This window comes from Thioalkalivibrio sp. AKL9 (genome assembly GCF_000377825.1).
In the GTDB taxonomy this organism is placed as follows: domain Bacteria; phylum Pseudomonadota; class Gammaproteobacteria; order Ectothiorhodospirales; family Ectothiorhodospiraceae; genus Thioalkalivibrio; species Thioalkalivibrio versutus.
Window position 1 is genome coordinate 369916 of the sequence record NZ_KB905103.1, and the last position, 22862, is coordinate 392777.

At 67.0% G+C, this 22862-nt stretch carries 19 protein-coding genes; 10 read left to right on the plus strand and 9 right to left on the minus strand.

The genetic code is table 11. From position 1 onward, the window contains the following. Positions 1-115 precede the first annotated feature (115 nt). Positions 116-1459 (plus strand): chromate efflux transporter, encoded by a 1344-nt coding sequence (gene chrA / locus D573_RS0101865; protein WP_018937465.1) that lies wholly within the window; start codon positions 116-118, stop codon positions 1457-1459. A gap of 36 nt (positions 1460-1495) precedes the next feature. Here chrA and D573_RS0101870 read toward each other — a convergent pair whose 3' ends face one another. The 3 genes from D573_RS0101870 to D573_RS0101880 form a co-directional block, all read right to left on the minus strand. Next, a complete protein-coding gene (locus D573_RS0101870; RefSeq protein WP_018937466.1) occupies positions 1496-2497 on the minus strand; it encodes a 2-hydroxyacid dehydrogenase in 1002 nt (333 codons plus the stop codon). A gap of 238 nt (positions 2498-2735) precedes the next feature. Continuing rightward, a complete protein-coding gene (locus tag D573_RS0101875; protein ID WP_018937467.1) occupies positions 2736-4763 on the minus strand; it encodes a CocE/NonD family hydrolase in 2028 nt (675 codons plus the stop codon). After that, positions 4760-6082, minus strand: a complete 1323-nt coding sequence (locus D573_RS0101880) for an acetyl-CoA carboxylase biotin carboxylase subunit family protein (RefSeq protein ID WP_018937468.1) — start codon at positions 6080-6082, stop codon at positions 4760-4762. The genes D573_RS0101875 and D573_RS0101880 overlap by 4 nt, the downstream gene beginning before the upstream one ends. 186 nt (positions 6083-6268) lie before the next feature. Between D573_RS0101880 and D573_RS0101885 the strand changes: the two genes are divergently transcribed. The 7 genes from D573_RS0101885 (at position 6269) to D573_RS0101915 (ending at position 13735) form a co-directional block, all read left to right on the plus strand. Continuing rightward, positions 6269-7381, plus strand: coding sequence for a 4Fe-4S dicluster domain-containing protein (locus tag D573_RS0101885; protein WP_026287890.1), 1113 nt, complete (start codon positions 6269-6271; stop codon positions 7379-7381). Next, positions 7378-7851, plus strand: a complete 474-nt coding sequence (locus D573_RS0101890; protein WP_018937470.1) for a cyclic nucleotide-binding domain-containing protein — start codon at positions 7378-7380, stop codon at positions 7849-7851. Before D573_RS0101885 ends, D573_RS0101890 begins: the two co-directional genes overlap by 4 nt. Continuing rightward, positions 7841-8716: an FAD/NAD(P)-binding protein gene (locus D573_RS0101895; RefSeq protein ID WP_018937471.1), complete on the plus strand. Its 876-nt coding sequence runs from the start codon at positions 7841-7843 to the stop codon at positions 8714-8716. The genes D573_RS0101890 and D573_RS0101895 overlap by 11 nt, the downstream gene beginning before the upstream one ends. Beyond that, entirely contained in the window at positions 8713-9525 is an 813-nt protein-coding gene (locus D573_RS0101900; RefSeq protein ID WP_018937472.1) for an oxidoreductase, read from the plus strand. The genes D573_RS0101895 and D573_RS0101900 overlap by 4 nt, the downstream gene beginning before the upstream one ends. After that, the gene (locus D573_RS0101905) at positions 9522-10820 is read left to right on the plus strand and encodes a Ni/Fe hydrogenase subunit alpha (RefSeq protein WP_018937473.1); all 1299 of its coding nucleotides are present in this window, start codon (positions 9522-9524) and stop codon (positions 10818-10820) included. The genes D573_RS0101900 and D573_RS0101905 overlap by 4 nt, the downstream gene beginning before the upstream one ends. Before the next feature lie 40 nt (positions 10821-10860). Beyond that, positions 10861-11511 carry a hydrogenase maturation protease gene (locus D573_RS0101910; protein ID WP_018937474.1) on the plus strand — a complete coding sequence of 217 codons (651 nt, stop codon included), beginning with the start codon at positions 10861-10863 and terminating at the stop codon, positions 11509-11511. Between the two features lie 469 nt (positions 11512-11980). Next, positions 11981-13735 (plus strand): bifunctional diguanylate cyclase/phosphodiesterase, encoded by a 1755-nt coding sequence (locus D573_RS0101915; RefSeq protein ID WP_018937475.1) that lies wholly within the window; start codon positions 11981-11983, stop codon positions 13733-13735. Between the two features lie 161 nt (positions 13736-13896). Here D573_RS0101915 and gdhA read toward each other — a convergent pair whose 3' ends face one another. Beyond that, the gene (gene gdhA, locus D573_RS0101920) at positions 13897-15246 is read right to left on the minus strand and encodes an NADP-specific glutamate dehydrogenase (RefSeq protein WP_018937476.1); all 1350 of its coding nucleotides are present in this window, start codon (positions 15244-15246) and stop codon (positions 13897-13899) included. A gap of 272 nt (positions 15247-15518) precedes the next feature. On the opposite strand from gdhA, the gene D573_RS0101925 reads away from it, so the two are divergent. Beyond that, the gene (locus D573_RS0101925; RefSeq protein WP_038039557.1) at positions 15519-16652 is read left to right on the plus strand and encodes an acyl-CoA desaturase; all 1134 of its coding nucleotides are present in this window, start codon (positions 15519-15521) and stop codon (positions 16650-16652) included. A 33-nt stretch (positions 16653-16685) separates the two neighbouring features. Here D573_RS0101925 and D573_RS0101930 read toward each other — a convergent pair whose 3' ends face one another. The 3 genes from D573_RS0101930 to D573_RS0101940 all read right to left on the minus strand — a co-directional run bounded on the left by D573_RS0101930 (position 16686) and on the right by D573_RS0101940 (position 19661). Continuing rightward, the gene (locus tag D573_RS0101930) at positions 16686-17003 is read right to left on the minus strand and encodes a response regulator transcription factor (RefSeq protein WP_018937478.1); all 318 of its coding nucleotides are present in this window, start codon (positions 17001-17003) and stop codon (positions 16686-16688) included. Between the two features lie 100 nt (positions 17004-17103). Continuing rightward, positions 17104-17625: a copper chaperone PCu(A)C gene (locus D573_RS0101935; protein WP_018937479.1), complete on the minus strand. Its 522-nt coding sequence runs from the start codon at positions 17623-17625 to the stop codon at positions 17104-17106. Between the two features lie 53 nt (positions 17626-17678). Then, on the minus strand, positions 17679-19661 hold the full coding sequence (locus D573_RS0101940) for a TonB-dependent copper receptor (RefSeq protein WP_018937480.1): 1983 nt from the start codon (positions 19659-19661) through the stop codon (positions 17679-17681). A 333-nt stretch (positions 19662-19994) separates the two neighbouring features. On the opposite strand from D573_RS0101940, the gene D573_RS0101945 reads away from it, so the two are divergent. Continuing rightward, the gene (locus D573_RS0101945; protein ID WP_026287891.1) at positions 19995-20927 is read left to right on the plus strand and encodes a sigma-54-dependent Fis family transcriptional regulator; all 933 of its coding nucleotides are present in this window, start codon (positions 19995-19997) and stop codon (positions 20925-20927) included. 52 nt (positions 20928-20979) lie between these two features. Here D573_RS0101945 and D573_RS0101950 read toward each other — a convergent pair whose 3' ends face one another. Further along, positions 20980-22668 carry a GGDEF domain-containing protein gene (locus tag D573_RS0101950; protein WP_018939164.1) on the minus strand — a complete coding sequence of 563 codons (1689 nt, stop codon included), beginning with the start codon at positions 22666-22668 and terminating at the stop codon, positions 20980-20982. Between the two features lie 41 nt (positions 22669-22709). After that, the gene (locus tag D573_RS14890) at positions 22710-22835 is read right to left on the minus strand and encodes a hypothetical protein (protein ID WP_018937483.1); all 126 of its coding nucleotides are present in this window, start codon (positions 22833-22835) and stop codon (positions 22710-22712) included. Between the last annotated feature and the right edge of the window lie 27 nt (positions 22836-22862).

Here is a 22862-nt window from a genome sequence, read left to right on the forward strand (position 1 = left end):
ACCCCGATGCGCTCCCCAAGGCCCGGCCCCGCAAGGCGCCGGGCCTTTTTGTTGCAATCAAGGACAACGCGGATGGGCTCGGACAAGCGCTGCCCAATCCGAACGGACGTGACGGATGACAGAGCCCTCGGATAAACGACCAGACGCCCCGACCCGGGGCGAAGCCTTTCGTTACTGGCTCAAGCTCGGCTTCATCTCGTTCGGGGGTGCCGCCGGGCAAATCGGGATGATGCACGAGGAGCTGGTGGAACGGCGTCGCTGGGTCTCCGAGAACCGCTTCCTGCACGCGCTGAACTACGCGATGGTCCTGCCGGGGCCGGAGGCGCAGCAGCTCGCCACGTATCTCGGCTGGCTGCTGCACGGCACCTTCGGCGGCCTGATGGCGGGGCTGCTGTTCATCCTGCCCTCGCTGGTCCTGATCACCGGGCTGTCCTGGGTGTACCTGGCCTTTGGCGACGCGCCCACGGTGGAGGCCGTGTTCTACGGCATTAAGCCGGCGGTGATCGCAATCATCGTCTATGCCGGCTGGCGCATCGGCGGACGCGTGTTGAACAACGGCCTGCTATGGCTGATGGCCGTTGCGGCGTTCCTGGCGATCTTTGTGCTCAACATCCCGTTCCCGTACATCATCATCGCCGCGGGGCTGCTCGGCTGGCTGGGCAGCCGGGTCTGGCCGGAACGCTTCCGCAGCGGCGAATCGCACAGCGCCGGCAGCCACAAGGCCACAGGGCCGGCCGTGGTGGACGACGACACCCCACCCGCGCCCTGGATGCAGTTTCGCTGGTCGCGGGTGTTCCGCTTCCTCTTGGTCGGCCTGGGCCTGTGGGCCGCGGTGTTCGGTTTGCTGCTCACGGTATTTGGCTGGGACGCCACGCTGACCCGCATGGGCCAGTTCTTCACCCAGACCGCGTTGGTGACCTTCGGCGGGGCCTACGCGGTGCTGCCATATGTCTATCAAGGCGGGGTGGAGACCTACGGCTGGCTGAGCCCGACCCAGATGATCGACGGGCTCGCGCTGGGCGAGGCCACGCCGGGGCCGCTGATCATGGTGGTCACCTTCGTCGGCTTCATCGGCGGCTGGACCCAGGCGTTTCTCGGCCCGGATCAGGTACTGCTGGCCGCCTTGCTCGGGGCGCTGGTCGCGACCTTCTTCACCTTCCTGCCGTCGTTCCTGTTCAGCCTGGTGGGCGCGCCCCTGGTCGAGCGCACCCGGGGCGATCTGCACTTCACCGGACCGCTGACCGGCATTACCGCCGCCGTGGTCGGGGTGATCGTGAACCTGGCCGTGTTCTTTACCTGGCACGTCCTGTGGCCTGCCGGCTTCGAGGGCACCTTCGAGTGGTTCTCGGCCCTGCTCGGCATCGCCGCCTTTATTGCCCTGGCCCGTTTCCGGGTGGGCATCATCCCGCTGATCCTCGTCTGCGCCGTGCTCGGCGCCGGGTATCGGCTCCTGCTGTAGGCACCCTGGCCTGCCGGGCCAGGCGAAAGGCACCGATCAAACCACTCGGCCCTCCAGGGTAGCCGCAGCCTCGGTATTCGCCGCCAGCACCTGCAGGTTGGTCACCGTGTGGTCCGCGATGTTGGTCAGCGCCTCGCGAGTCAGGAAAGCCTGGTGGCCGGTGACCAGCACGTCGTCGCGCTGCATCAGCCGCGCCAGGCGGCGATCGGGCAGCCCGGCCAGCGACCAGTCGCGGAAGAACAGCGAGGCCTCGTTCTCGTACACATCCATCGCCAGCCCGCCGAGCTGACCGGACTCCAGCGCGGCCTCGGCCGCATCCGTATCAACCAGCGCCCCGCGGGCGGTGTTGATCAGGAAGGCCCCGCGCGGGAGCCGCGCCAGACTGTCACTATTGATCAGGTGGCGGTTTTCGCGAGTCAGCGGACAGCTGAGGCTGAGCACCTCGGACTGCGCCAGCAGCGCATCCAGCTCGAGGTACTGGACGCCCGCGGCCTGCAGCTCGGCGTTCGGATACGGGTCGTGCGCCGCCACCCGGCAGCCGAAGCCCAGCATGATGCGCGCAAAGGCCTGGCCGATGCGGCCGGTGCCGACGATGCCCACCGAGCGGCCAACGAGATCGAATCCGGTCAGGTGATCGAGGCGAAAATCACCTCGCCGCGTGCGGTCCCAGGCGAGGTGAACGCGCCGGTTCAGCGTCATCAGCAGGGCGACGGCGTGCTCCGCAATCGCGTTCGGGGAATAGGCCGGCACCCGCGCCACGCGCACGCCACGCTCGCGGGCGCGGTCGATATCCAGGTTGTCGTAGCCGGAACAGCGCAGCGCCACCACATGCACCCCGTGATCGGCGAGCCCGTCGATCACGCGCCGATGCAAGTCATCGTTGGTAAAGACGCAGACCGCATCCGACCCTGTGGCAAGGTGCACCGTCTCTGCGGTCAGGCGTTCGGCATGCAGGAGAGGCTTCATGTCCGCCGCTTGAAAAGCAGGGAGCAGAAACTCGCGATCGTGTTGCTGAACACTGAATACGGTGACCCGCATAACGTTCTCTCTAATCCATAGGTTGAATAAGGGCTCGCGTAGTACCTGCGCACGCTAGGTCCCCAAGGGGTTTCCCAACGATGCCTCGTTCCGGTGTTTGCGCATGAGGGAGGAACCGGCCCTGGGCAGCGACGATGCGCGTGCCCCCATGGAACCGCCCCCGAGACCGGACGATGGCACCAGCATAACGCAGGATCGGGCGCTGTCACGGGCAGACTCCAACCCCCTGGTGGCTTTGTCAGACGAGGTCGCGGGGGATCTTCACGTCCCAGTTGCGGGCATAGACGCGACGCTCGCCCTCGTACGCATCCAGCTGGGCGTGGATCTCGAAATCGGTCGGGGTCGAGGTGAGCACCGTTCGGGTTACCGTGCGCACCGCCCAGTCGCCACGCCGGAAGCCGCGCTCCCACAAGGTCTCCCCACGCGCCGAGTTGAAGTCGTCACCCCGGTAGCTGTACCACTCCAGCGCCTTGCGCTGCATCTCCAGGTTCAGGTCGTCCAGCCGTACCGTCCCCGCATCGTTGGTCACCTCCAGGGTCGACTCGTCCTCGGCCAGGTCGCGAATGACCCGCCAGTTGTGCCGCTGCGGCGTTAGCTGATGGGTTTGTGTCGAGGGGGGCGCGCCCTCGGGGGGCGGGAAGGCGATTCGGGCATCCATGTCTTCGCGCGGCGCGCGCCGGGGCAGAAGCAGACGGCTCGCGCCCGCCATGATCCGCAGCCGCACCGGCCGCGGCGCCGGCCATGCCAGCGGGAAGTACGAAGTCGACAGCGACAGCCGGATGCGATGCCCCCCCGGGAAGCGCTGCGCGACGTCGTTGAACTTGACCCGGACGCGGTAGGTTTTCCCGGGCTCCAGGGGTTGCGGAGTCTCGGCGCCTTCGCGGTGGGTCAGGTTGAGCAGCCCGTAGGTGACGCGGGTCGCCTTGTCGTCAGTGGCAACATCGGACAATCGCGCCGCAACCATTGCGACGGGCTGGTCGACGCTCAACTCCAGCTCCAGCATCGCCGCGCCGAGGATCTCCAGGGACTCTTCCAGCGGGGCGCTGGTAAACACCAGGGCACCCCCATCCTCTTCGCGCTGGTCATGGGGCAGGTCCGGGGTCGCGGCATACGAGCACCACTTGCCGGCGAACAGTCCCACGCTCAACGGGGACTGCACGCTCATCTCGCGCTCCGGGATCACGACCGATCTGGTTTCCAGCCTGCCCGGCCAGGCCAGCATCAAGGGCTCGGGTTCGACGTTCGCCGAGGGCCAGTGCGGTTCCCCTACCCAGCGGCCAGGGCGTTCCTGGTAGTGGCTGGTTGGCGGGACGCTGTCCTGCATCCAGACCCGCAGCATGGGTTCGTCCATGATCCCGTTCTGCTCGCCCTTCAGCCAGCGGTCCCACCAGCGCAGACATTCCTGCAGGAAACCGATGGCCGGGCCCGGCACGCCCTGATGCGGATACTTGTGGCTCCAGGGGCCGACCAGGCCCAGTCGTGGCCCCTGCAGGTTGGCCAGCAGGCGAAAGACGGCATTGGAGTAGCCGTCCGCCCAGCCACTGACCGCCAGCACCGGCGTCTGCACCGCGGACCAGTCCTCGCAGATCGAGCCGTGTTGCCAGTATTCGTCGCGGCGCTGGTGGCGCAGCCACTGTTCCAGCCACAGGCCGCTGCCCTCCAGGCGCTGGAGCCACATCTCGCGCCAGCGCGCGCCCACGATCTCCGGATCCGGCGGCAGCGAGTTGTACGCGAACATGGTGGAGGCCCAGGACAGGGTGTCACCGAGCAGGCACCCGCCCATGTGGTGGATATCATCGGCGTAACGGTCGTCGGTGGAACACACGCTCACCACGGCCTTCAGCTCAGGCGGACGCAGGGCGGCGACTTGCAGGCCGTTGAATCCGCCCCAGGAGATGCCAATCATGCCGACGTTGCCATTGCACCAGTCCTGCTGCCCGATCCAGCGCAGGATCTCCACGCCGTCGTCCAGTTCCTGCTGCAGGTATTCGCCCTCCAGCACCCCCTCGGAGTCGCCCGATCCGCGCAGGTCCACCCGCAAGCAGGCGTAGCCGTGACCGGCAAAGTAGTGATGCATCGTGTCGTCGCGCAGCCGGGTCGAGTCACGGCGGCGGTACGGGATGTATTCCAGGATCGCAGGTACCGGCTGCTGCCCGGCGCCCGCAGGGCGCCACAGACGGGCGGCCAGGCGCGTGCCATCGGCAAGCGGGATCGGGATGTATTCCTCGACCTCCACCGCGCAGGGAAAGTCGTGGACAACATTCATGACTGTACCTCGCTCGGGGGTGTGGCGGGCTCGAACTCCATGGGTAGCCGCTCCATCACGCGTGTGTAGGTCCGCTCCAGTTCGGTGTTGTCCGCGGCCCCGATAAACAGGGTCGCGACCTCGTAGGAGTAGCTGTCCTGATAACAAAGCTGCGACAGCATCATGCCCTCCTGGACTTCGATCTGTATGGCCACACTCGGGAACTCGGCCTCGACGGCCGCGATGTCCGCCGGCGTGGGCATCCGCACGACCCGTGCATCCTGGTACCGGCGAACCATGAACTTGGCCGCACATCGGAAGGCCCCCTGGCGATGGGGCATCGTCGGCGCGCGCCCCAAGCCCAAATCAATCATCACCTGATGGTGATAGCAGCCATCCACCATCCGGAACAGCGGGGCATGAGACTTGGAGATGCGGGTGTTGATCTCCAGCAGCCAGATCCGGTCCGTGGCCTCATCCCAGTAGAACTCCACGTTGAACGGGGCGCAGTCATAGCCCACCTGCCGGATCACGCGGTCCGCTATCTCCTCCATCCGTGCCTGTACCGTCTGCGGAAGGATGGACGGGTACTGGTAGCGGGAGAATGAGGAGCCGGCCGCACCCTCGCGCAGGGAATCGACAGCACCGTAAATCCGGACCGCGCCCTGCCAGGCATACCCCTCCAGGGTGCACTGACGCCCCTCCGATATCAGCGCCTCGGCAATGCAGTGATTGCCATCGACCCCGGCCACCTCCGGAGGCAGTGTCGCGTGCCCCAGGACATGGTTGAAGGGCTCGCCGAAGCGGTCGATCTCCCTGCGGATCCGCTCCATGGCACGCCGGAAGTCGTCCACATCGTCGATGCGGAAGCCGAGGTAGGAGAGCACCGATTTCACCGGTTTGATCCAGAACGGAAAATCCAGGGTGACCTCGCGCAGGGGATCGTCGGCAAACGGGTTGACCGCGCAGAAGGCCGGGATGTGTTCGGGTGCAGCGCGGGCCTGTTCAAGCCGGCTCCAGTACTTGTGCTCGCACTTCAGCACGCTTTCCAGGGTCGGCCCCGGCAGGTCCCTGGCCTGACGCAGGAGGGGCAGGATCGTGCTGACCGGGAAGTCCCAGAAACCGACCACGGCATCCGCCGTGCCGGGAAACTGGCTCAACCGTTCGCGACCCTCGATCAGGATCCGACGCACCGGAAACCGGGCGCAGGGCTTGACCTCCTCGCGTGTGAACAGTGCGTGGAAGGCATAACCCTCCGCCCCAGGCAGGGTCTGGAGCTGGCCCAGATGGAAGTCGTCCAGACCGACGACGAAGATGTTGTGCCTCGCCGGCGAATTCATAACTGGCATCGTTTTCCCCGGACAACGGGTCGCCAGGGCCGCACACCGCCCTCCATGGAGTGTGGCAGGTATCCGGGTTATTACCAGCCCGGGATGTCGCTGGATCGCGCCCCGCTCTTGCCGCACTATGGACGGGTGTGGGGCCTTGCCGTACCGAGCGGCTCGCCCAAGGGCCAGGAGCCGTCTGTGGAAGTGATCGCACCACAAGCCGTGGATACGCTGATCCGCCTGCTGAGCGGCGACGGCTACGAGGTGGTGGGGCCGACACGGCGCGATGGCGCGATCGTCTACGACCGGGTGGGCGGCCTCGAGGACCTGCCGGTGGGCTGGACCGACGAGCAGGCCCCCGGGCACTACCGCCTGCGCGAACGCGACGACGACGCGCTGTTCGGCTACGTGGTCGGGCCGCATTCCTGGAAGAAGTACCTGTTCCCGCCCGAGGAGACCCTGTTCCGGCTGACCCGCCAGCCGGACGGCAGCTTCGTGACCCAGCCCGGCACCTCCGACGCGCCGCGCCGTGCCTTCATCGGCATGCGCGCCTGCGAGCTGGCGGCGATCGACGTGCAGGACCGGGTGTTCCTCGGCCAGGCGGTGCAGGACCGCGGCTATGCCGCCCGCCGGCGGGACCTGTTCATGGTTGCGGTCAGCTGCGCCGAGCCGGGCGGAACCTGCTTCTGCGCCTCCATGGATACCGGCCCGCGCGCCCGCGAGGGCTTCGACCTGGCGCTGACCGAGGTGATCGACGCCACCCAGCACTTTCTGGTCGCCGAGGCGGGATCCGAGGCGGGTCGCGCGATGCTCGACCGGCTCGATCCGCGCCCGGCCAGCGATGCCGAGCAGGCCGCCGCCGCGCGGGTGTGGGCCGAGGCACCGGAAAAGATGGGCCGGCAGATGCCGGCGGATGCCCGCGAGGTCCTGAACCGGGCCCTGGAACACCCGCGCTGGGAGGAGACCGCCGAGCGCTGCCTGTCCTGCTCCAACTGCACCCTGGTCTGCCCCACCTGCTTCTGCTCGCAGGTCGAGGAGGTCCCCGATCTGGAAGGCCAGCGCACCGAGCGCGTGCGGCGCTGGGATTCCTGCTTCAACCAGGAACACTCGCACCTGGTCGGCGGCGCGCACCGCGACTCGGTGGCCGCGCGCTATCGCCAGTGGATCACCCACAAGCTGGCCACCTGGCATGACCAGTTCGGCACCTCCGGCTGTGTCGGCTGCGGGCGCTGCATCACCTGGTGCCCGGTGGGCATCGACATCACCGAGGAGGTCACTGCGGTGCGGCGCGACCCGGAGGGCCGGACATGAAGGAGCTGCTGGCCATCATCGAGGAGCAGCCGTTCTTCGAGGACATGGAGCCCGCCCATCGGCGCCTGCTGGCAGCCTGCGCGGCGGGGCGCAACTACGAGGCCGGCGCCCGGCTGATGCGCGATCACGAACCGACCGAGACCTTCTGGCTGATCCGCTCCGGCCAGGTCGCGCTGGAGAGCCCGCTGCGCGAGGGCACCGTACCGTTCCAGACCCTCGGGCCCGGGGACATCCTCGGCTGGTCCTGGCTGCTGCCGCCGTACCGCGCGAGCTACGACGCCCGGGCGGTGACCGACATCCATACCTTGCGCTTCGACGCCGGTGTGCTGCGCGACCGCATGGAGGCCGACCCGGCCTTCGGCTACCTGCTGATGAAGCGCTTCGCCGCCCTGATCGTGCAGCGCCTGCAGGCGGCGCGGCTGCAGGGCCTGGACATCTACCAATCGGGAGGACCGGCTCATGGCGCCTGACACCATCCAGCCGCAGCCGGGCAGCGCCCTGCCGGAGCAGGCGATGGCGCCGCAGCCGTGGCGGATCCATTCGGTGCGCCGCGACGTGGCGAGCAACGAGGTCTTCAGCTGGGAACTGCGCCCGGAGCCGGGCGTGGAACCCGGGCCGCTGCCGGCACCCGGGCAGTTCAACATGCTCTACCTGTTCGGCGTGGGCGAGGTGCCGATCTCGGTATCGGCCACCACCGCGGAGGGCGGGGTCGTGCACACCACGCGCGCGGTGGGCAGCGTGACCCGCGCGATGCAGGGCCTGGAGGCCGGCGCGGTGGTCGGCCTGCGCGGGCCGTTCGGGTCGCAGTGGCCGCTGGAGCAGGCGAAAGACCGCGACCTGGTGCTGGTCGCCGGCGGCATTGGCCTGGCCCCGCTGCGCCCGGTGATCCACGCGGCCCTCGAACGGCGCTCCGAGTTCGGGCGCGTGGTGGTCTGCTACGGCGCGCGCTCGCCGGGGGACATGATCTTCCGCGACGAGCTGGATGCCTGGGAGGCGCGTGACGATCTCGATCTGCGCATCACGGTCGATCGCGGCACCGCGGCCTGGCGCGGCGACGTCGGCGTGGTCACCCAGCTGGTGGAGCGTGGCGGCTTCGACCGGCGCAACACCCTCGTAATGACCTGTGGCCCGGAGGTGATGATGCGCTTCACCGCCGCCTCGCTGGAACGCCGCGGGCTGAAGCCGGAGGACATCTTCGTGTCGATGGAACGCAACATGCGCTGTGCGGTGGGCTTTTGCGGCCACTGCCAGATCGGTCCGCATTTCGTCTGCCGCGACGGCCCGGTCTTCCCCTATCCGGTAATGGAACCGGCCTTCCGGGTGCACGAGCTATGAAGCGGGAACAGCCCACCCTGGCGGTCTTCAAGTTCGCCTCCTGCGACGGCTGCCAGCTGAGCCTGCTGGACTGCGAGGACGAGCTGCTGGCGGTCACCGACCGCGTGCGCATCGCGCATTTCCCCGAGGCCAGCAGCCAGCGCATCGACGGGCCGTGGGACCTGACCCTGGTCGAGGGCTCGATCACCACGCCGGAGGCGGCCGAACAGATCCGCGAGATCCGCAGCGCCTCCAGGTTCCTGGTGACTATCGGCGCCTGCGCCACCGCCGGCGGCATCCAGGCGCTACGCAACTTCGCCGATGTCGAGGAATTCACCCGCCAGGTCTACGCCCACCCGGAATACATCGAGACCCTGGCCACCTCGGATGCCATCAGCCAGCACGTGCCGGTGGATTTCGAGCTGCGCGGCTGCCCGATCGACAAGTACCAGCTCCTCGAGGTCATCAGCGCCTTCCTCTACGGCCGGCGCCCGCAGGTCTCCAACGCCAGCGTCTGCGAGGAGTGCAAGCGGGCGGGGCACGTCTGCGTGATGGTCGCCCACGGCACGCCCTGCCTCGGCCCGGTCACCCATGCCGGCTGCGGCGCGCTGTGCCCCGGCTGCAACCGCGGCTGCTACGGCTGCTTCGGGCCGAAGGAGACCCCCAACGCCCCCGGCCTGTCGGGTCAGCTGGAGACGCTGGGGATGGATCGCGCCACGCGCGTACGCTTCTATCGCACCTTCAACGCCGGCGCCGACGCCTTCCGCGAGGAGAGCGAGCGTCAGGAGAGCGGCGCGGCACCGCGCGAAGATTCAGGGAACCGGCCATGAGCGAGACCCGCACCATCGAAGTCGACTACCTCGCCCGAGTGGAGGGCGAAGGCGCGATGTACGTGCGCACCGAGGGCGGCCGCGTGGAGGAGGTGAAGCTGTCGATCTTCGAGGCGCCGCGCTTCTTCGAGGGCTTCCTGCGCGGGCGCGACTTCCGCGAGGCCCCGGACATCACCGCGCGCATCTGCGGCATCTGCCCGATCGCCTACCAGATGGGTGCCTCGCTGGCGATGGAGGACATCTGCGGCATCACCGTGGACGGCGTGCTGCAGGACCTGCGGCGGCTGGCCTACTGCGGCGAGTGGATCGAGAGCCACGCCCTGCACGTGTTCATGCTGCACCTGCCGGACTTCCTCGGCTATCCGGACGCGGTCACCGCCGCCAAGGACCACCCGGACATGGTGCGCAACGGCCTGCGCATCAAGAAGATCGGCAACTCCATCCTGCGCCTGCTGGGCGGGCGCGAGATCCATCCGGTCAACCTGCGCGTGGGCGGCTTCTACCGCGCGCCAACGCCCGCCGAGGTCGTCGGCCTGCGCGAGGAACTGGCCTGGGGCCTGGAGGCGGCCTGCGAGGTCGCCGAATTCCTCGCCACCCTCGACTACCCGGACCTGGAACGCGACTACGAATTCGTGTCCCTGGTGCACCCGGACGAATACCCGATCACCCACGGCCGCCTCGGCTCCAGCAGCGGCCTGGACGCGGCCATCCGCGACTACGACGCTATCTTCACCGAGGAACACGTCGCCCACTCCAACGCGCTGCACAGCCACCGCTCGGATTCCGGCGAGCCGGTGTTCATGGGCCCGCTGGCGCGCTTCGCGCTGAACCGCGAACGCCTCACCCCGCGCGCCGCCGAGCTGGCCGAACGCGCCGGGCTGGGGGCGGTCTGCCGCAACCCGTTCCGCAGCATCCAGGTCCGGATGATCGAGATCGTGCTCGCCTTCGAGGAGGCCCTGCGCCTGGTCGATGGCTACCGGACGGCCCCCACCGAGCCGGCCCTGCCGGTCACCCCCCGCGCCGGCACCGGCTTCGGCGCCACCGAGGCCCCGCGCGGCATCTGCTACCACCGCTACAGCATCGACGACGCGGGCCTCATCGCCGACGCCAAGATCGTCCCGCCCACCTCCGTCAACCAGCCGACCATCGAGGCCGACCTGCGCGAACTGGTACAGAACAACCTCGACCTTCCGGACGACGAACTGCGCCACCACTGCGAAGTCGCCATCCGCAACTACGACCCCTGCATCTCCTGCGCCACCCACTTCCTCGACCTGACCGTCGACCGAAAATGAACGGCGCCCGAAAGAGAGATGCGAGTTTCGGAAGGAACGCATGCGGAAGCCGACCAAACTGAATCAGGAAGAGCAGGAACTGCTCGATACCTTTGAAGCAGGCGAGTTCGAATCGGACAAGGACAACGAACGCAGGGCATCCATTGTCGAGGCCGCGGAAAATGGATCCCGCAAGACCCCTGAACAAACCCAAGAGGCCTCGGCCGACGATGGAAGATCGGCAGGCAAGGGCCCACTCGTCATCGGCATAGGGAACCCCTGGCGCGGCGACGACGGCATCGGCCACGCCGTGGTCGAGGCCCTGCAGGGCACCTCGGGCCTCACCACCGCCACCTGCAGCGGCGAGCCCGCCGAACTCATGGAGCTATGGCAGGGCCACGACCCCGTCATCCTGGTCGACGCCATCGTCACCGGCGCCGCCCCCGGTACCCTCCATCGTCTTGACGCCCGCGAGCCCCTGCCGCGCGGCGCCCGCTACTCCTCCCACGGCATCGGCCTCGCCGAGGCCGTCGAGCTCGCCCGTTCCCTCGGCGACCTCCCGGAAACCCTCATCGTCCACGGCATCGAACCCGCCCGCCTCGAGGACGGCGCCGGCCTCTCGCCAGAGGTCCGCGACACCCTGGCCCGGGTCATCACACGAATCACGGACAACCTCGCCGAGGCTGTGCCCCGATCCCGCCCGGCTCGCTGAATCGGTTCAGCCCAACGCCAGATTGCCGCCCCCTTCCGCGGCCCCGCAGGTGTTACGGGAAAGGGCGCACACTTGTTGTTCACCCATCCGGATCGTGAGCAACAAGCGGATTTAATGTTAACGCGATACCGACAACACCCGTTGGCGTTGATTTTCGGACCTTTCTTGAACACAAGCGGGATCGGGCGACTGGGTGACCCCGAAACCTCCAGCCGAAAGGTCCCGGGGTCATACCTTGCCTTTTTGCCACTGCCGAGGTCTGGCAAGCGGAAGGCAGGGCCCATGGGCGGAGGTATTCGGACCCGGGTACGGCTCCCACGGGTCCGGCCCGCGGGTCACCTGTAGCGAATATTGGACAAGGGTCGCCGTTGTATCCACTCTGCTATAAGGGAATTGAGTTGATGTGCTTCAATGTGGGCGGGTGCATCGGCCCCCTTGTACGACCACCGTTACCTTGAGGGGGGAACGAATGGAATCGGGTGACAAGCCCAGCATCCTGGAAGCGATCATCGGGCAGACCGACTATGCGGTGGTCATCACCACCGCCGATTTGGACCCGCCCGGGCCGGCATTCGTTTACGTCAATGATGCCTTCGAGCGCATGACGGGCTATACGCGCGACGAGGTCCTCGGCGCCACGCCTCGCATGCTGCAGGGGGAGGCGACCGAAAGTTCGGTCCTGGAGCGGCTCAAGGCGAACTTGCGCGCTGGCGATTCCTTCGAGGGGCGCACCTGGAATTACCGCAAGGACGGCACGCCATACCAGGTCGAGTGGACCATCACGCCGTTGCGCCTGGAAGGCCAAGGGATCGCGTATTTCTTTTCCGTGCAGAGGGAGGTCTCGGAACGGCACCCGCCGCAGGAAAGGTTGGCCACTCAGACCCGGCGATTGAGCGCCTTCCTGATCGCGGCCGGAACCAACCACGATCCGATCACCGGCGCCCTGAATCACCGGGGCATGCTGTTACGGCTCCAGCGCCTCATTGCCGAGACGAACGCCGCGCATTCGGTGACGGGGATCGTGTCATTGCACTTCAGGCGCCTGGACCGCGTCGATCAGGCCTTCGGCATCGAGGCGCTCAACCAGCTGTTGAACGATATCGGCGAGCGCCTCGGTAACCGGCTCGAGGCCAACGAATCCCTTGCGCGCTCGCACGAGCACACCTTCGCGATCCTCATCTCGGCGGCTACCGATGTGGCCGACGACGCGGATCGCCACCTGATGGCACGGGCCCATGCGCTGGTCGCCGCCGTGACGGAAGCGGGCTTCGAGGTCGCCGGTGACACGCTCCAGGTCCAGGTCTACGCGGGGGTCGCCCGCGCGCCGCCCGACAGCCGCGACGCACAGGAACTCGTCCTCCGCGCGGAGGAGGTCACGCAACGCGGAGCCAACAGCGACACGGAGCTCGTGCGCTGGGCAGATCACACGATCAAGCCGGCACAGCGCCAGCAGATCAAGTTCGAGAGCAAGCTGCAGCGTGCCGTCACCGAGCGGGAACTGGTGCTGCACTACCAACCGATTGTGGATCTGGCCAGCGGCGAGGTGGTGGGGGCCGAGGCCCTGGCACGCTGGCCTCAGCCTGACGGCCAGGCCCCCATCGGGCCGGATCACTTCATCCCCCTTGCCGAAGAGCTGGGGCTGATGGGTCGTCTCGGTACCCAGGTCTTCGAGGACGCCTGCCGCCAGCTGCATCGCTGGCAGGCGCACCCGGGCAACGCGGCGTTCTGGGTGTCCGTTAACGTCGCCCCGGCCCAGCTCCGGGACCCGGACATCGCCGACCACTTCAGCGCCATCGCGCGGGAAGTGGGCGTCTTGCCAGCGCACGTGAAACTGGAAATTACCGAGAGTGCGCTGGAACACGGCCTGGACGAGGTGATCCACGCCATCGATGCGCTCGCGGCCGCGGGCTTTCCCCTCGCCCTGGACGACTTCGGCACGGGTTATTCGTCGCTGAGGCGGCTGATCGACCTGCCGTTCAGCATCATCAAGGTCGACCGGAGTTTTGTCTCGCAGACACCGGATGGGCGCGGGGCGGGTGTCGTGGCAAGCCTATCGCAATTGAGCAGCCACCTCCACGTCCACGCCCTCGGCGAGGGCGTGGAGAACGCGGTGCACGTGGCCTTCCTGCGCTCACACAACTACCGCTTCGCCCAGGGCTATTACTACGCGAAGCCCATGGCAGCGGCCGACTTCGCGACCTGGTCGGGGTGGCCGCCTGACTGAGCCAACGTCGGCGTCAAGCGGGCGCGTACCCCCAGGCTTTCCCGGGTGAACGAAAGCAGGGGTTTGGCCCAGCCGACGTGTTGAATGCGCGGGCGGAATCCGGAACGCAGTATACGCCCGCGACCCGGCGTGGAGCCCCGGCGCACCCGGCGCGGGCAAGCTCAGATGTGGCCCATCGCCTCCATGGCGCGGGCGACCTTCACGAAGCCGGCGATGTTGGCGCCGACCGTGTAGTTGCCGGGCGCGCCGTATTCCTCGGCCGTTTCGTGGCAGGTGCGGTGGATGTTGGCCATGATCTCCTGCAGGCGCGCCTCGGTGTATTCGAAGGTCCAGGAGTCCCGGCTCGCATTCTGCTGCATCTCCAGCGCACTGGTGGCCACACCGCCGGCATTCGCGGCCTTCCCGGGGCCAAAGGCGATCCCGGCCTCGCGAAAGGTCTGGATACCCTCCGGCGTGACCGGCATGTTGGCGCCCTCGGCGACCGCGATGCAGCCGTTTTCGACCAGGACCTTGGCGTCCTTTCCGGTCAGTTCGTTCTGGGTGGCACACGGCAGGGCCACATCGCAGGGGATCTCCCAGATACTGCCATTCTCGCTGTACTTCGCGCCCTTCTTGCGCTCCGCGTAGGCACTGATCGGGCCGCGCTCGCGTTCCTTGATCTGGCGCACCAAGTCCAGGTCGAGCCCGTCCTCGTCGAGGATAACCCCGCGGGAGTCGGAACAGGCGATCACCCGGGCGCCCAGCTGCTGGGCCTTCTCGGTGGCATGGATCGCCACGTTGCCGGCCCCGGAGATGATCACGCGTTTACCCTCCAGCGAGTCGTTGCGCGCCTTCAGCATCTCCTGAGTGAAGAAGATCGCCCCGTAGCCGGTGGCCTCGGTGCGTGCACGGCTGCCGCCCCAGTCGAGACCCTTGCCGGTGAACACGCCGGCCTCGAAGCGGTTAGTCAGGCGCTTGTACTGGCCAAACAGGTAGCCGACCTCGCGCTGGCCCACGCCGATGTCGCCCGCGGGCACATCAGTGTACTCGCCGATGTGGCGGTACATCTCGGTCATCAGGCTCTGGCAGAAGCGCATGATTTCGGAATCGGAGCGCCCCTTCGGGTCAAAGTCGCTTCCGCCCTTGCCGCCGCCGATCGGCAGGCCGGTGAGGGCATTCTTGAACACCTGCGAGAAGCCGAGGAACTTGATGATGCCCAGGTACACCGAGGGGTGGAAACGCATGCCCCCCTTGTAGGGCCCCAGCGCACTGTTGAACTGGACGCGGAACGCCCGGTTGATGTGCAGCTCGCCCTTGTCGTCCTGCCAGGGCACCCGGAAGATGATCTGACGCTCGGGCTCGCAGATGCGCTGGATGATCTTGAGCTCGGCAAACTCCGGGTACTTCACCAGCACCGGCCCCAGCGTCTCCAGCACGCCATGGACGGACTGATGGAATTCCGTCTCACCGGCGTTGCGGTGCAGGACTTCCTGGTAAATGGGTTCGAGCTTCTCGTCGAGACTGCCGTTCATGGATCGCATCCTGATGGTCTGATTCGAACGCATTTAGGCATGCGGGTGCCGAGAAGACAATGCCGAGCGCCCCATGATGGTGCATTGCGTCACCGGCCGTGCAGCACCGGAAGGGAGCCAGGGAGCAGCGCCTCCGATGGAGTCACCATCGTCCGGCAACGCTCTGGGGCCGCCCGTCCGGAACGAGGGCACTTTTACTCGCCGGTCGCGGTCTCATCTGCTATGAATAGGTGAGCATCTTCGCTCGCCCCGGTCGCCTGCAGGTCTCCACCATGTCCGAACGTGCCCCCCCGATTGCCTGGACGCCGGCAGTTTTCTTTGCATTGACCAACCTGGCCGCGGTCACGCTGGTGCCATGGTGGTGGCTCACCCAGGGCTTCAGCGGCGCGGCCTGGCTGTTTTTTGGCCTGTTCCTGGTGCTAAGCGGCCTGGGCATCACGGTGGGTTATCACCGGCTCTGGGCGCACCGCACCTTCAAGGCGCGGGGGCCATTGCGCGTTCTGCTGGCGCTGAGCGGTGCCCTGGCGCTGCAGAACAGCATCTACAACTGGGGCGCGCGGCATCGCGTGCATCATCGCTACGTGGATGATGTGGAACGCGACCCGCATTCCATCAAGCGCGGTTTCTGGCATGCCCACATGGGCTGGATGCTGCGCAACTGGCCCACCAGCGAGCCCGACTATTCGCGGGTGAAGGACCTGGCGAAGGACCCGGTGGTGATGTGGCAACACCGGCATTACTGGACCCTGGCCTGGGGACTGAACCTGGGCCTGCCTCTGCTGCTGGGGCTGGCGTTCGGGGATGTGATCGGCATGCTGCTGCTGGCCGGCATTCTGCGCATGGTGCTCAGCCACCACTTCACGTTCTTCATCAACTCCCTGGCGCATTGGTGGGGCCGTCGTCCCTACAGTGACGACAGCACCGCCGTGGACAACGGACTGGTCGCCCTGCTCACCTGGGGCGAGGGGTACCACAACTTCCACCACGCCTTTCAGGCGGACTACCGCAACGGGGTGCGCTGGTGGCAGTACGACCCCTCGAAGTGGCTGATCAACCTTTTTGCCTGGACCGGACTGGTGTATGACCGCCGCTGGACACCGCGCTTCAAGATCATGCGCGCACGGCTGCACACCGAGTTTCGCCGCCTGCTCAATGCCGACCAGGCCGGGCCGGCGCACGACTCCTGGCGCGCAACCGTGGAGCGGGAGTATCAGCGTTTCCGCGATACCGTGAACCAGTGGCAGGAGGTGCAGGCGCGCAAGATGCGGGCCGGGCGCGAGGCCATGAACGATCGCTGGGTGCGCACGGAACTGCGCACCCAGTTCAAGGAACTGGAGTATCGCCTCAAGATGCAGCGCCGCCGCCTGCGCGCCCTGTCGGCCTCTCGTCGCGCGACCACGGCGTGAACGCGGGCCCCGGATTGCGGGGCCCGCGTACCTTCAGGCGCGATCACCCCCCAGCTTGGCTGCGACCCGGTCGGCCACCTTGCCACGGACCACAACCTCGTCGGCGCCCGCCTGGCGCGCCGCCTTGAGCATCGCCCCTTCCACGTGCGGGCCAAAGGCGAGAATCTTTGCGTCCGGGTAGCGCTCGCGCCAGGTCGACACCGCTTCCATGCCACGGCTGCCGAGGTCGACTACCACCAGGTCGGGCTGCTCCGGCGCCTGACTGCTAGAAACCGATGCGCCGGCCGAACGCCAGCGCGACTCCAGCCGCACGCGGGTCATCAGGTCGGGGGTGTCGAGGTGGATATGCATAGTCGGCCCCGGGCACGAAGCGAAGGCGTGAAACGAACACACTTTAGCCCCTCTCTGGCTCAGCGTCAGTCATTCGAGCGCCGAGAACACACCTGCCATGTCAGTGTTGATGATGCCCGCCTGCTGCGGGACGCTCCGCCCGCCGCACCACGGCCTGAAGATGCAGGTCGCGAAGGCCCTCCAGCTTCAGGCGGATCGGCACCTGCTGTCCTTGTTCGAGCGGCTCCAACAGATCGATCAGCATCACATGCAAACTGCCGGGCTGCAGCTCCACACGATCGTTGGCGGGAATGGTGATTGATGGAACCTCGCGCATGCGCATGACGCCGTGCTCGTCCTCGACGTGGTCGTGCAACTCGGTGACCGCAGCCACCGGCGACTCAGCGGAAACGATCTCGATGTCGCGATCGGTGGTGTTGCGCAGGGTCAGATAGGCCGCAGTACTCGGCATCGTCGGCGGCATCAGCCGCACCCACGGCTGGCCCTCGAGTTTGATGCCGTCCGGGCAGTCGCAGGCAGCATGCTCTGCAGCGTCATGGGTCGGCTCGGAAGCCACCGGGGTTGCCGCGCACAACAGGCCCACAAGCGCCAGTCCGCTCAGCGTTCGGTACAGAGGGATCATCGTTTTTCTCCTTGGGTAAGGCCGGACCAGCCGGAGCCGCGTCCGGCGATCGATCAAAATTCCACGGTCCACTTCGCCCAGAGGGTACGGCCTGGCTCGTTGATCGGCTGGGTGCTGGCTCCGAGATCGGCCGTACCGCGCTGGATGTGTTCGCTGTAAGTGCGATCGAACAGGTTGTCCACACCCAGCATCACCCGCGATCCGGAGGACACCTCCATGCCAGCGTACATCGCGGCGGTGGCAGAACCGGGGGTTTCTTCCTGGTCGAGGCTGTAGATGGTTCCATGGCCGGGATGAATCCGGTCCTGACGTGCGACACCTCGTACCTGGGCCCCGGCAAAGCGCCCGCCGGACTGGTACTCCAGGGCCAGGGTCATTTCAGCCGGCGGCGTCTGCGCGAGGGGCACACCATCGGTATCGTTGCTGGAGCGAACCCAGGCGGCACTGGCGCGCGCCGTCCAACGTGAGTTCATGGCCCAGGCAAGATCCATCTCGGCGCCATAGGTGGTGGCGTCCACGTTGCGCGCAGCCGGGGCCTCGTTGGCGATCAGGATGTAGTCGTCGTACTTGCCGTAGAACACGGCGACCGAGCCGGTGAGACCCCCGCGATGAACCTGCAAACCCGCATCCAGCTGGGTCAGGTTCTCGGTGTCGAGATCAAACACGCGGCGGCGTTCCCAGAAGTCAGCGGCACGCTCGGCGCGCCCCAGACCGACGTGCCAGCTTGCCGGGGCCGCATGGAGATCCTGCTCGTAACGCAGGAACCCGCTGGTCTGGTGAGTACGGTCGTGTTCCCCGGCCGCGGCCCCGCCGAAACCGTTGGCGGCCTGTGCCTCGGCCCGCGACCGGTCGGCACGCAGGCCAGTGACCAGGCGCTGGTAGTCCGAGAACGGGTATTCCAGCTCCGCGAACACGCCGGCATCCCGGAATCGGGCGGTATCCTGGCGCGGGACATCGCGCCAGCCGAGGGCCTCCATACCCATCAGGCGATTGCCCCGGTGCCGGTTGCGCTGGTGCTCGAGCCCGGCATGCAGCAGCACATCGCTCGGCAGGGCGAAGTCGGCAGCGATGCGCGCGCCGGTGGTCACGCGATCAGGGTAGCTGACCATTGGCATGTTCGGCGGCTCGCGCAAGCTATAGTTGTCCATCACATGGTCGATCTCGTTGTAGAACACCCGGGCCTCGACCTGATCCAACCACGGCGTGATGCGCTCGCGCGTCAGCGCTAGGCTGTAGCCGGTTCGTTCGAACTGCGTGCCGTCCATGCCGCGGTCGTCGTAGGCCGCCTCAGCATCCGAGCGGTCGAGGGTGAGTTCCACCAGGGTGTCGGCATCCGGCCGCCAGCCGAAGATCCCGGTGCCGCTCCAGCGCGAGTACTGCGAGTGCACCGTGTTGCCGTCGCCGTCCTTGTAATCGGCCTGATCGGACAGGGTGCCGATGCCGCGGATGTAGCCCTGCTCGCTGCCAGTGGCAACATCGGTGATCAGGTCGAAACGGTCGAAGCGCCCGACGGTGATCCCGGCAAAACCGGTCACACCGCCGTCGGCATCGAACACCGGGGCATCCCGCTCGAAACGCACCGTGCCGGCGGGATTGGCGCCATACCGCACGGTCTGGGGACCCTTGCGCACCTCAATGCGGTCGAAGGCCTGCGGATATGCGTAGGCGGTGGGCGGATCCATGCGTCCGCCGCAGCCGCCAAGGATTAGGTCATCGTCCAGCAGGATGGCCAGCCGCGAGCCACCCAGACCGCGCAACTCCGGATCGCCGCTGGTGCCACCCTTGCGGCTGACCGCGAAGCCGGGGATGGACGCTAGGTACGAACCTCCATCGTGTGCCGGCAACGGCAGGCGTGGCTGGCGTGGGTCGGTGGTGACCACGCCGGGCCCTTCCATTGCCGGTGCGGTGATCACCACCGGCGGCAAAAGGACGGCCGCTGGTTCGGACGTCCCATCGGCCAACGACGCACTGGGCCACATGGGTACACTGGCCCCCAGTACCATAGCCAGTGCGCGGCGCAGCGTTACATTCAGCATTACTACCTCTCCCTTGTCGTGATATCGAAGGCATCAGAGCAAGGGCCAGGCCAAACCGGTCAAGCGGCGGGCCATCGAATGCAGCGCTATGAATTGGCATGATTTTTTGGCAGACGGGCAACCGCAGGGGCTATAAACGGGTTCACCCGCATGTGGCATTTGCCACAGGGCACGGGTGATATCGCACATGCGCCAGCGATCTGGTTTGTCAGTACTCGCGGGGATAGGCAGGCTATATTGAAGGCAATCCACAGGAACTGCCGGCCACGGCGGCTGGCTGAATAGGTACGGACGGTGGGGATAGAAACCAGATCCGATCAGACGGGTGCTGAAATCATCGGCAATTCCCCGGAACTGCAGGCCGTGCTGCGCCAGGTCAGCATGGTGGCGGCCACCGATGCCACCGTGTTGGTGCTCGGCGAAAGTGGTACCGGCAAGGAGCGACTGGCGCGGCGCATTCATGCACAGAGCCGACGCCCGGACGGGCCGCTGGTAACGTTGAACTGTGCGGCCCTGCCCGCAGAACTGGTCGAATCGGAGCTGTTCGGCCACCGGCGCGGGGCCTTTACCGGTGCCAACTCCCACCAGACCGGGCTGGTACAGCAAGCGGCTGGGGGCACGTTATTCCTCGACGAGATCGCCGAGCTGCCGGCTGGGGCGCAGGCCAAGCTGCTGCGGTTCCTAGAGGCCGGGGAATGCCAACCCCTGGGCGCGGGGACGACCGAACACGTGGACGTGCGCGTGATCGCCGCCACCCATCAGGACCTGCATGCGTGGGTCGGTGCCGGACAGTTCCGCGCTGATCTCTATTACCGCCTGCAGGTGGTGCCACTGGAGATGCCGCCGCTGCGCCTGCGCCAGGGCGATATCCCGCTGCTCACCGAGCACTTTCGCAACACGCTGGCCGCCCACCATGGACTGACGCCGCCGACCTTTGCGCCAGCGCTGCGCAGGTGGCTGGCCCAATGGCCATGGCCGGGCAATGTCCGCGAGCTGAAGAACCTAGTGGAGCGCTGCGTGATCTTCATGCCGGGCCAGCAGGTGGCGCCGGGCGACATCCCAGACCACTGGATGCAGCTGCCGCCGGATCAGGCTGGTGGGCCGTGGGTTATCCCCCCGGGCGGATTGAGTCTGGAACGGGTGGAAATGGAGCTGATCCGTCAGGCGCTGGAACAGACCCGCGGCAACCGTTCGCGCGCCGCGCGCCTGCTGGGACTGACCCGCGACACGTTGTTGTACCGCATGAAGAAGCACGCCATCGGCTAGGTAACCACCTGAGAGCTGACAGACCCGCGGTCCCGGGTGGAGTGGGGCCGGGTCAGGCGCCCCGGAAACGGTTGCGGCCGGCTGACTTGGCAGCGTAAAGCGCGTCATCGGCGTGTGCGAGGATCACGTCGGGGGACTCGCCCGGTGCGGCAAGGTGGCCCCCGGCGCTGAAGGTGAGTGCCGTCTCCCCGGGCACGTCGACCGATGCGGCCGCCTCGACCAGAGCGGTGCCCATGGCATTCATGCGTTCGCTGTCGCACGGAAACAGCAGAACCAGGAACTCGTCGCCACCCCAGCGGGCCACCCGGTCCTCCGGGCCGAGGGCCCCGCGCAGTTTGTCGGCGACCCGCGACAGGGCCTCGTCACCCGCGGCATGTCCGTGGTTGTCGTTCAGGGGCTTGAAGTGGTCGAGGTCGAGATAGATCACGCCGAACGGGTCACCCGAATGCCGGGCGCGCTGGACGTGGTCGTCCAGCAGTTCGTCCATGCCGCGACGGTTGATGAGCCCGGTTAGCGGATCCTTCCGAGCCAGTCGGTGGAGGGCCTCGGTGCGTTCGCGCACCTTGCTCTCGAGGTCGCGCGTCTGTTCGCGGATGGCGTCGGCCATGCCCTGGTAGTGGCGGATCAGCCGGCCCATTTCGCCACGTCCATCGGGCAGCTCTACCGGCCTCAGGTCGCCTGACTGAATGCGAGCCATCGCCTGTTCCAGGGCAGTGGCCGGACGCAGGATCAGACGCTGCAATGCCAAATGGAACAGCAGCAGAGCGATCAGCAGGGTAAGGCCGAACACCACAAGCACCGGTGCGAAGTGGCGTACCGGCATGACCTCGTCGAGGTCCAGCAGGGTAATTTCGTACCAGCCCAGCGATGGAAGGTAGGCAATTCCGGCCAGCTGGCGCTGGCCATCGACCTGCACGAAGTCGGCTCGCACCTCGCCTTCCGGATCCGGGAGGTTGCGCAGCTCCTCCATCATTGCCTGGAGACGTTCCCGATCACGCGGGCGGTCCAGTAGCCGGTCCACGGTGCTTTTCTGCCCCTCCGGCTGGACCAGGCTGGCGAATTCGATGAACTCCGGATCGCGGTAGAGCTGGATGGCCCCGCTGAAGTCGGCGAACAGGGTGGTAATGCCAGGCTGGTCGATATCGATGACATCGCGCAGGACGTCCTCCAGCTCGAGCCCGGTGCCGGTCATGCCCAGAATGGTGCCGTCGCGGCCGCGGATCAGCACGTCGATCCACAGCTTGGTGACACCCAGCTCGGTATCCGGATTGACGTTCAGGTGAAAGTCCCGGCCCTCCTCGATCAGGCGGAAAAACCAGGCGTCGTCCGGCTTGTCCGGATCCAGGTGATAGCGCAGGGGTGCGTCGCGGAACTCGTTGGCCGCGTTGTTATGGTAGTAGGCGCCGGTTGCGCGCAGGGCGACGAAGTAGTTGTTGTCGCGGAAGTTGTTGCGAAAGCTCTCCATCTCCTCGATGGCGGCGGCCTCGCGGGCGGCGTCCTCCGGCGCACGGGCGAAGCGGCGGATGACGCCGGAATCGGCAAGCTGCCGGGAAAGGGCGATCTCGCGTTCCAGTGGCTGCTGCAGGCGGGCGCTGTCGTAGCGTACCTGGATCTCGGCTACGCGCTGGCCCCATTGTTCGATGATGCCTTCGGCGATCCGTTCGAAGGCAAGCCATGTGCCCGCCAGCCCCAGCAATACCAGGGCGCCGGCGATCAGCAAAAAACGGGTGCGCAGACTCATGCCGACGGGGCGGCTTGGTTGGAGCTGGACATGGGCCGAGTCTACCCCGGGAATTCCCGCGCCGCGAATCGGGTCGGTACCGTCCGGCCGTCCACCGGTTCGAGCTCCTGATGCGGCTCGTCCGCGTTGGTGTCCGGGATGACAGGCATCGCGGACGGTGCCAGCATCAGGGGAGTTCACCCTGTGGAGGAAAG

What these genes read in the sequence shown, in the direction of transcription:
- D573_RS0101880 (WP_018937468.1), bottom strand. Translation starts at nt 6,082, where the DNA reads ATGAATTCGCCGGCGAGGCACAACATCTTCGTCGTCGGTCTGGACGAC.
- gdhA (WP_018937476.1), bottom strand. Translation starts at nt 15,246, where the DNA reads ATGAACGGCAGTCTCGACGAGAAGCTCGAACCCATTTACCAGGAAGTC.
- D573_RS0101870 (WP_018937466.1), bottom strand. Translation starts at nt 2,497, where the DNA reads ATGCGGGTCACCGTATTCAGTGTTCAGCAACACGATCGCGAGTTTCTG.
- D573_RS0101925 (WP_038039557.1), top strand. Translation starts at nt 15,519, where the DNA reads ATGTCCGAACGTGCCCCCCCGATTGCCTGGACGCCGGCAGTTTTCTTT.
- D573_RS0101905 (WP_018937473.1), top strand. Translation starts at nt 9,522, where the DNA reads ATGAGCGAGACCCGCACCATCGAAGTCGACTACCTCGCCCGAGTGGAG.
- D573_RS0101935 (WP_018937479.1), bottom strand. Translation starts at nt 17,625, where the DNA reads ATGATCCCTCTGTACCGAACGCTGAGCGGACTGGCGCTTGTGGGCCTG.
- D573_RS0101940 (WP_018937480.1), bottom strand. Translation starts at nt 19,661, where the DNA reads ATGCTGAATGTAACGCTGCGCCGCGCACTGGCTATGGTACTGGGGGCC.
- D573_RS0101915 (WP_018937475.1), top strand. Translation starts at nt 11,981, where the DNA reads ATGGAATCGGGTGACAAGCCCAGCATCCTGGAAGCGATCATCGGGCAG.
- D573_RS0101910 (WP_018937474.1), top strand. Translation starts at nt 10,861, where the DNA reads ATGCGGAAGCCGACCAAACTGAATCAGGAAGAGCAGGAACTGCTCGAT.
- chrA (WP_018937465.1), top strand. Translation starts at nt 116, where the DNA reads ATGACAGAGCCCTCGGATAAACGACCAGACGCCCCGACCCGGGGCGAA.
- D573_RS0101900 (WP_018937472.1), top strand. Translation starts at nt 8,713, where the DNA reads ATGAAGCGGGAACAGCCCACCCTGGCGGTCTTCAAGTTCGCCTCCTGC.
- D573_RS14890 (WP_018937483.1), bottom strand. Translation starts at nt 22,835, where the DNA reads ATGCTGGCACCGTCCGCGATGCCTGTCATCCCGGACACCAACGCGGAC.
- D573_RS0101875 (WP_018937467.1), bottom strand. Translation starts at nt 4,763, where the DNA reads ATGAATGTTGTCCACGACTTTCCCTGCGCGGTGGAGGTCGAGGAATAC.
- D573_RS0101930 (WP_018937478.1), bottom strand. Translation starts at nt 17,003, where the DNA reads ATGCATATCCACCTCGACACCCCCGACCTGATGACCCGCGTGCGGCTG.
- D573_RS0101950 (WP_018939164.1), bottom strand. Translation starts at nt 22,668, where the DNA reads ATGAGTCTGCGCACCCGTTTTTTGCTGATCGCCGGCGCCCTGGTATTG.
- D573_RS0101895 (WP_018937471.1), top strand. Translation starts at nt 7,841, where the DNA reads ATGGCGCCTGACACCATCCAGCCGCAGCCGGGCAGCGCCCTGCCGGAG.
- D573_RS0101890 (WP_018937470.1), top strand. Translation starts at nt 7,378, where the DNA reads ATGAAGGAGCTGCTGGCCATCATCGAGGAGCAGCCGTTCTTCGAGGAC.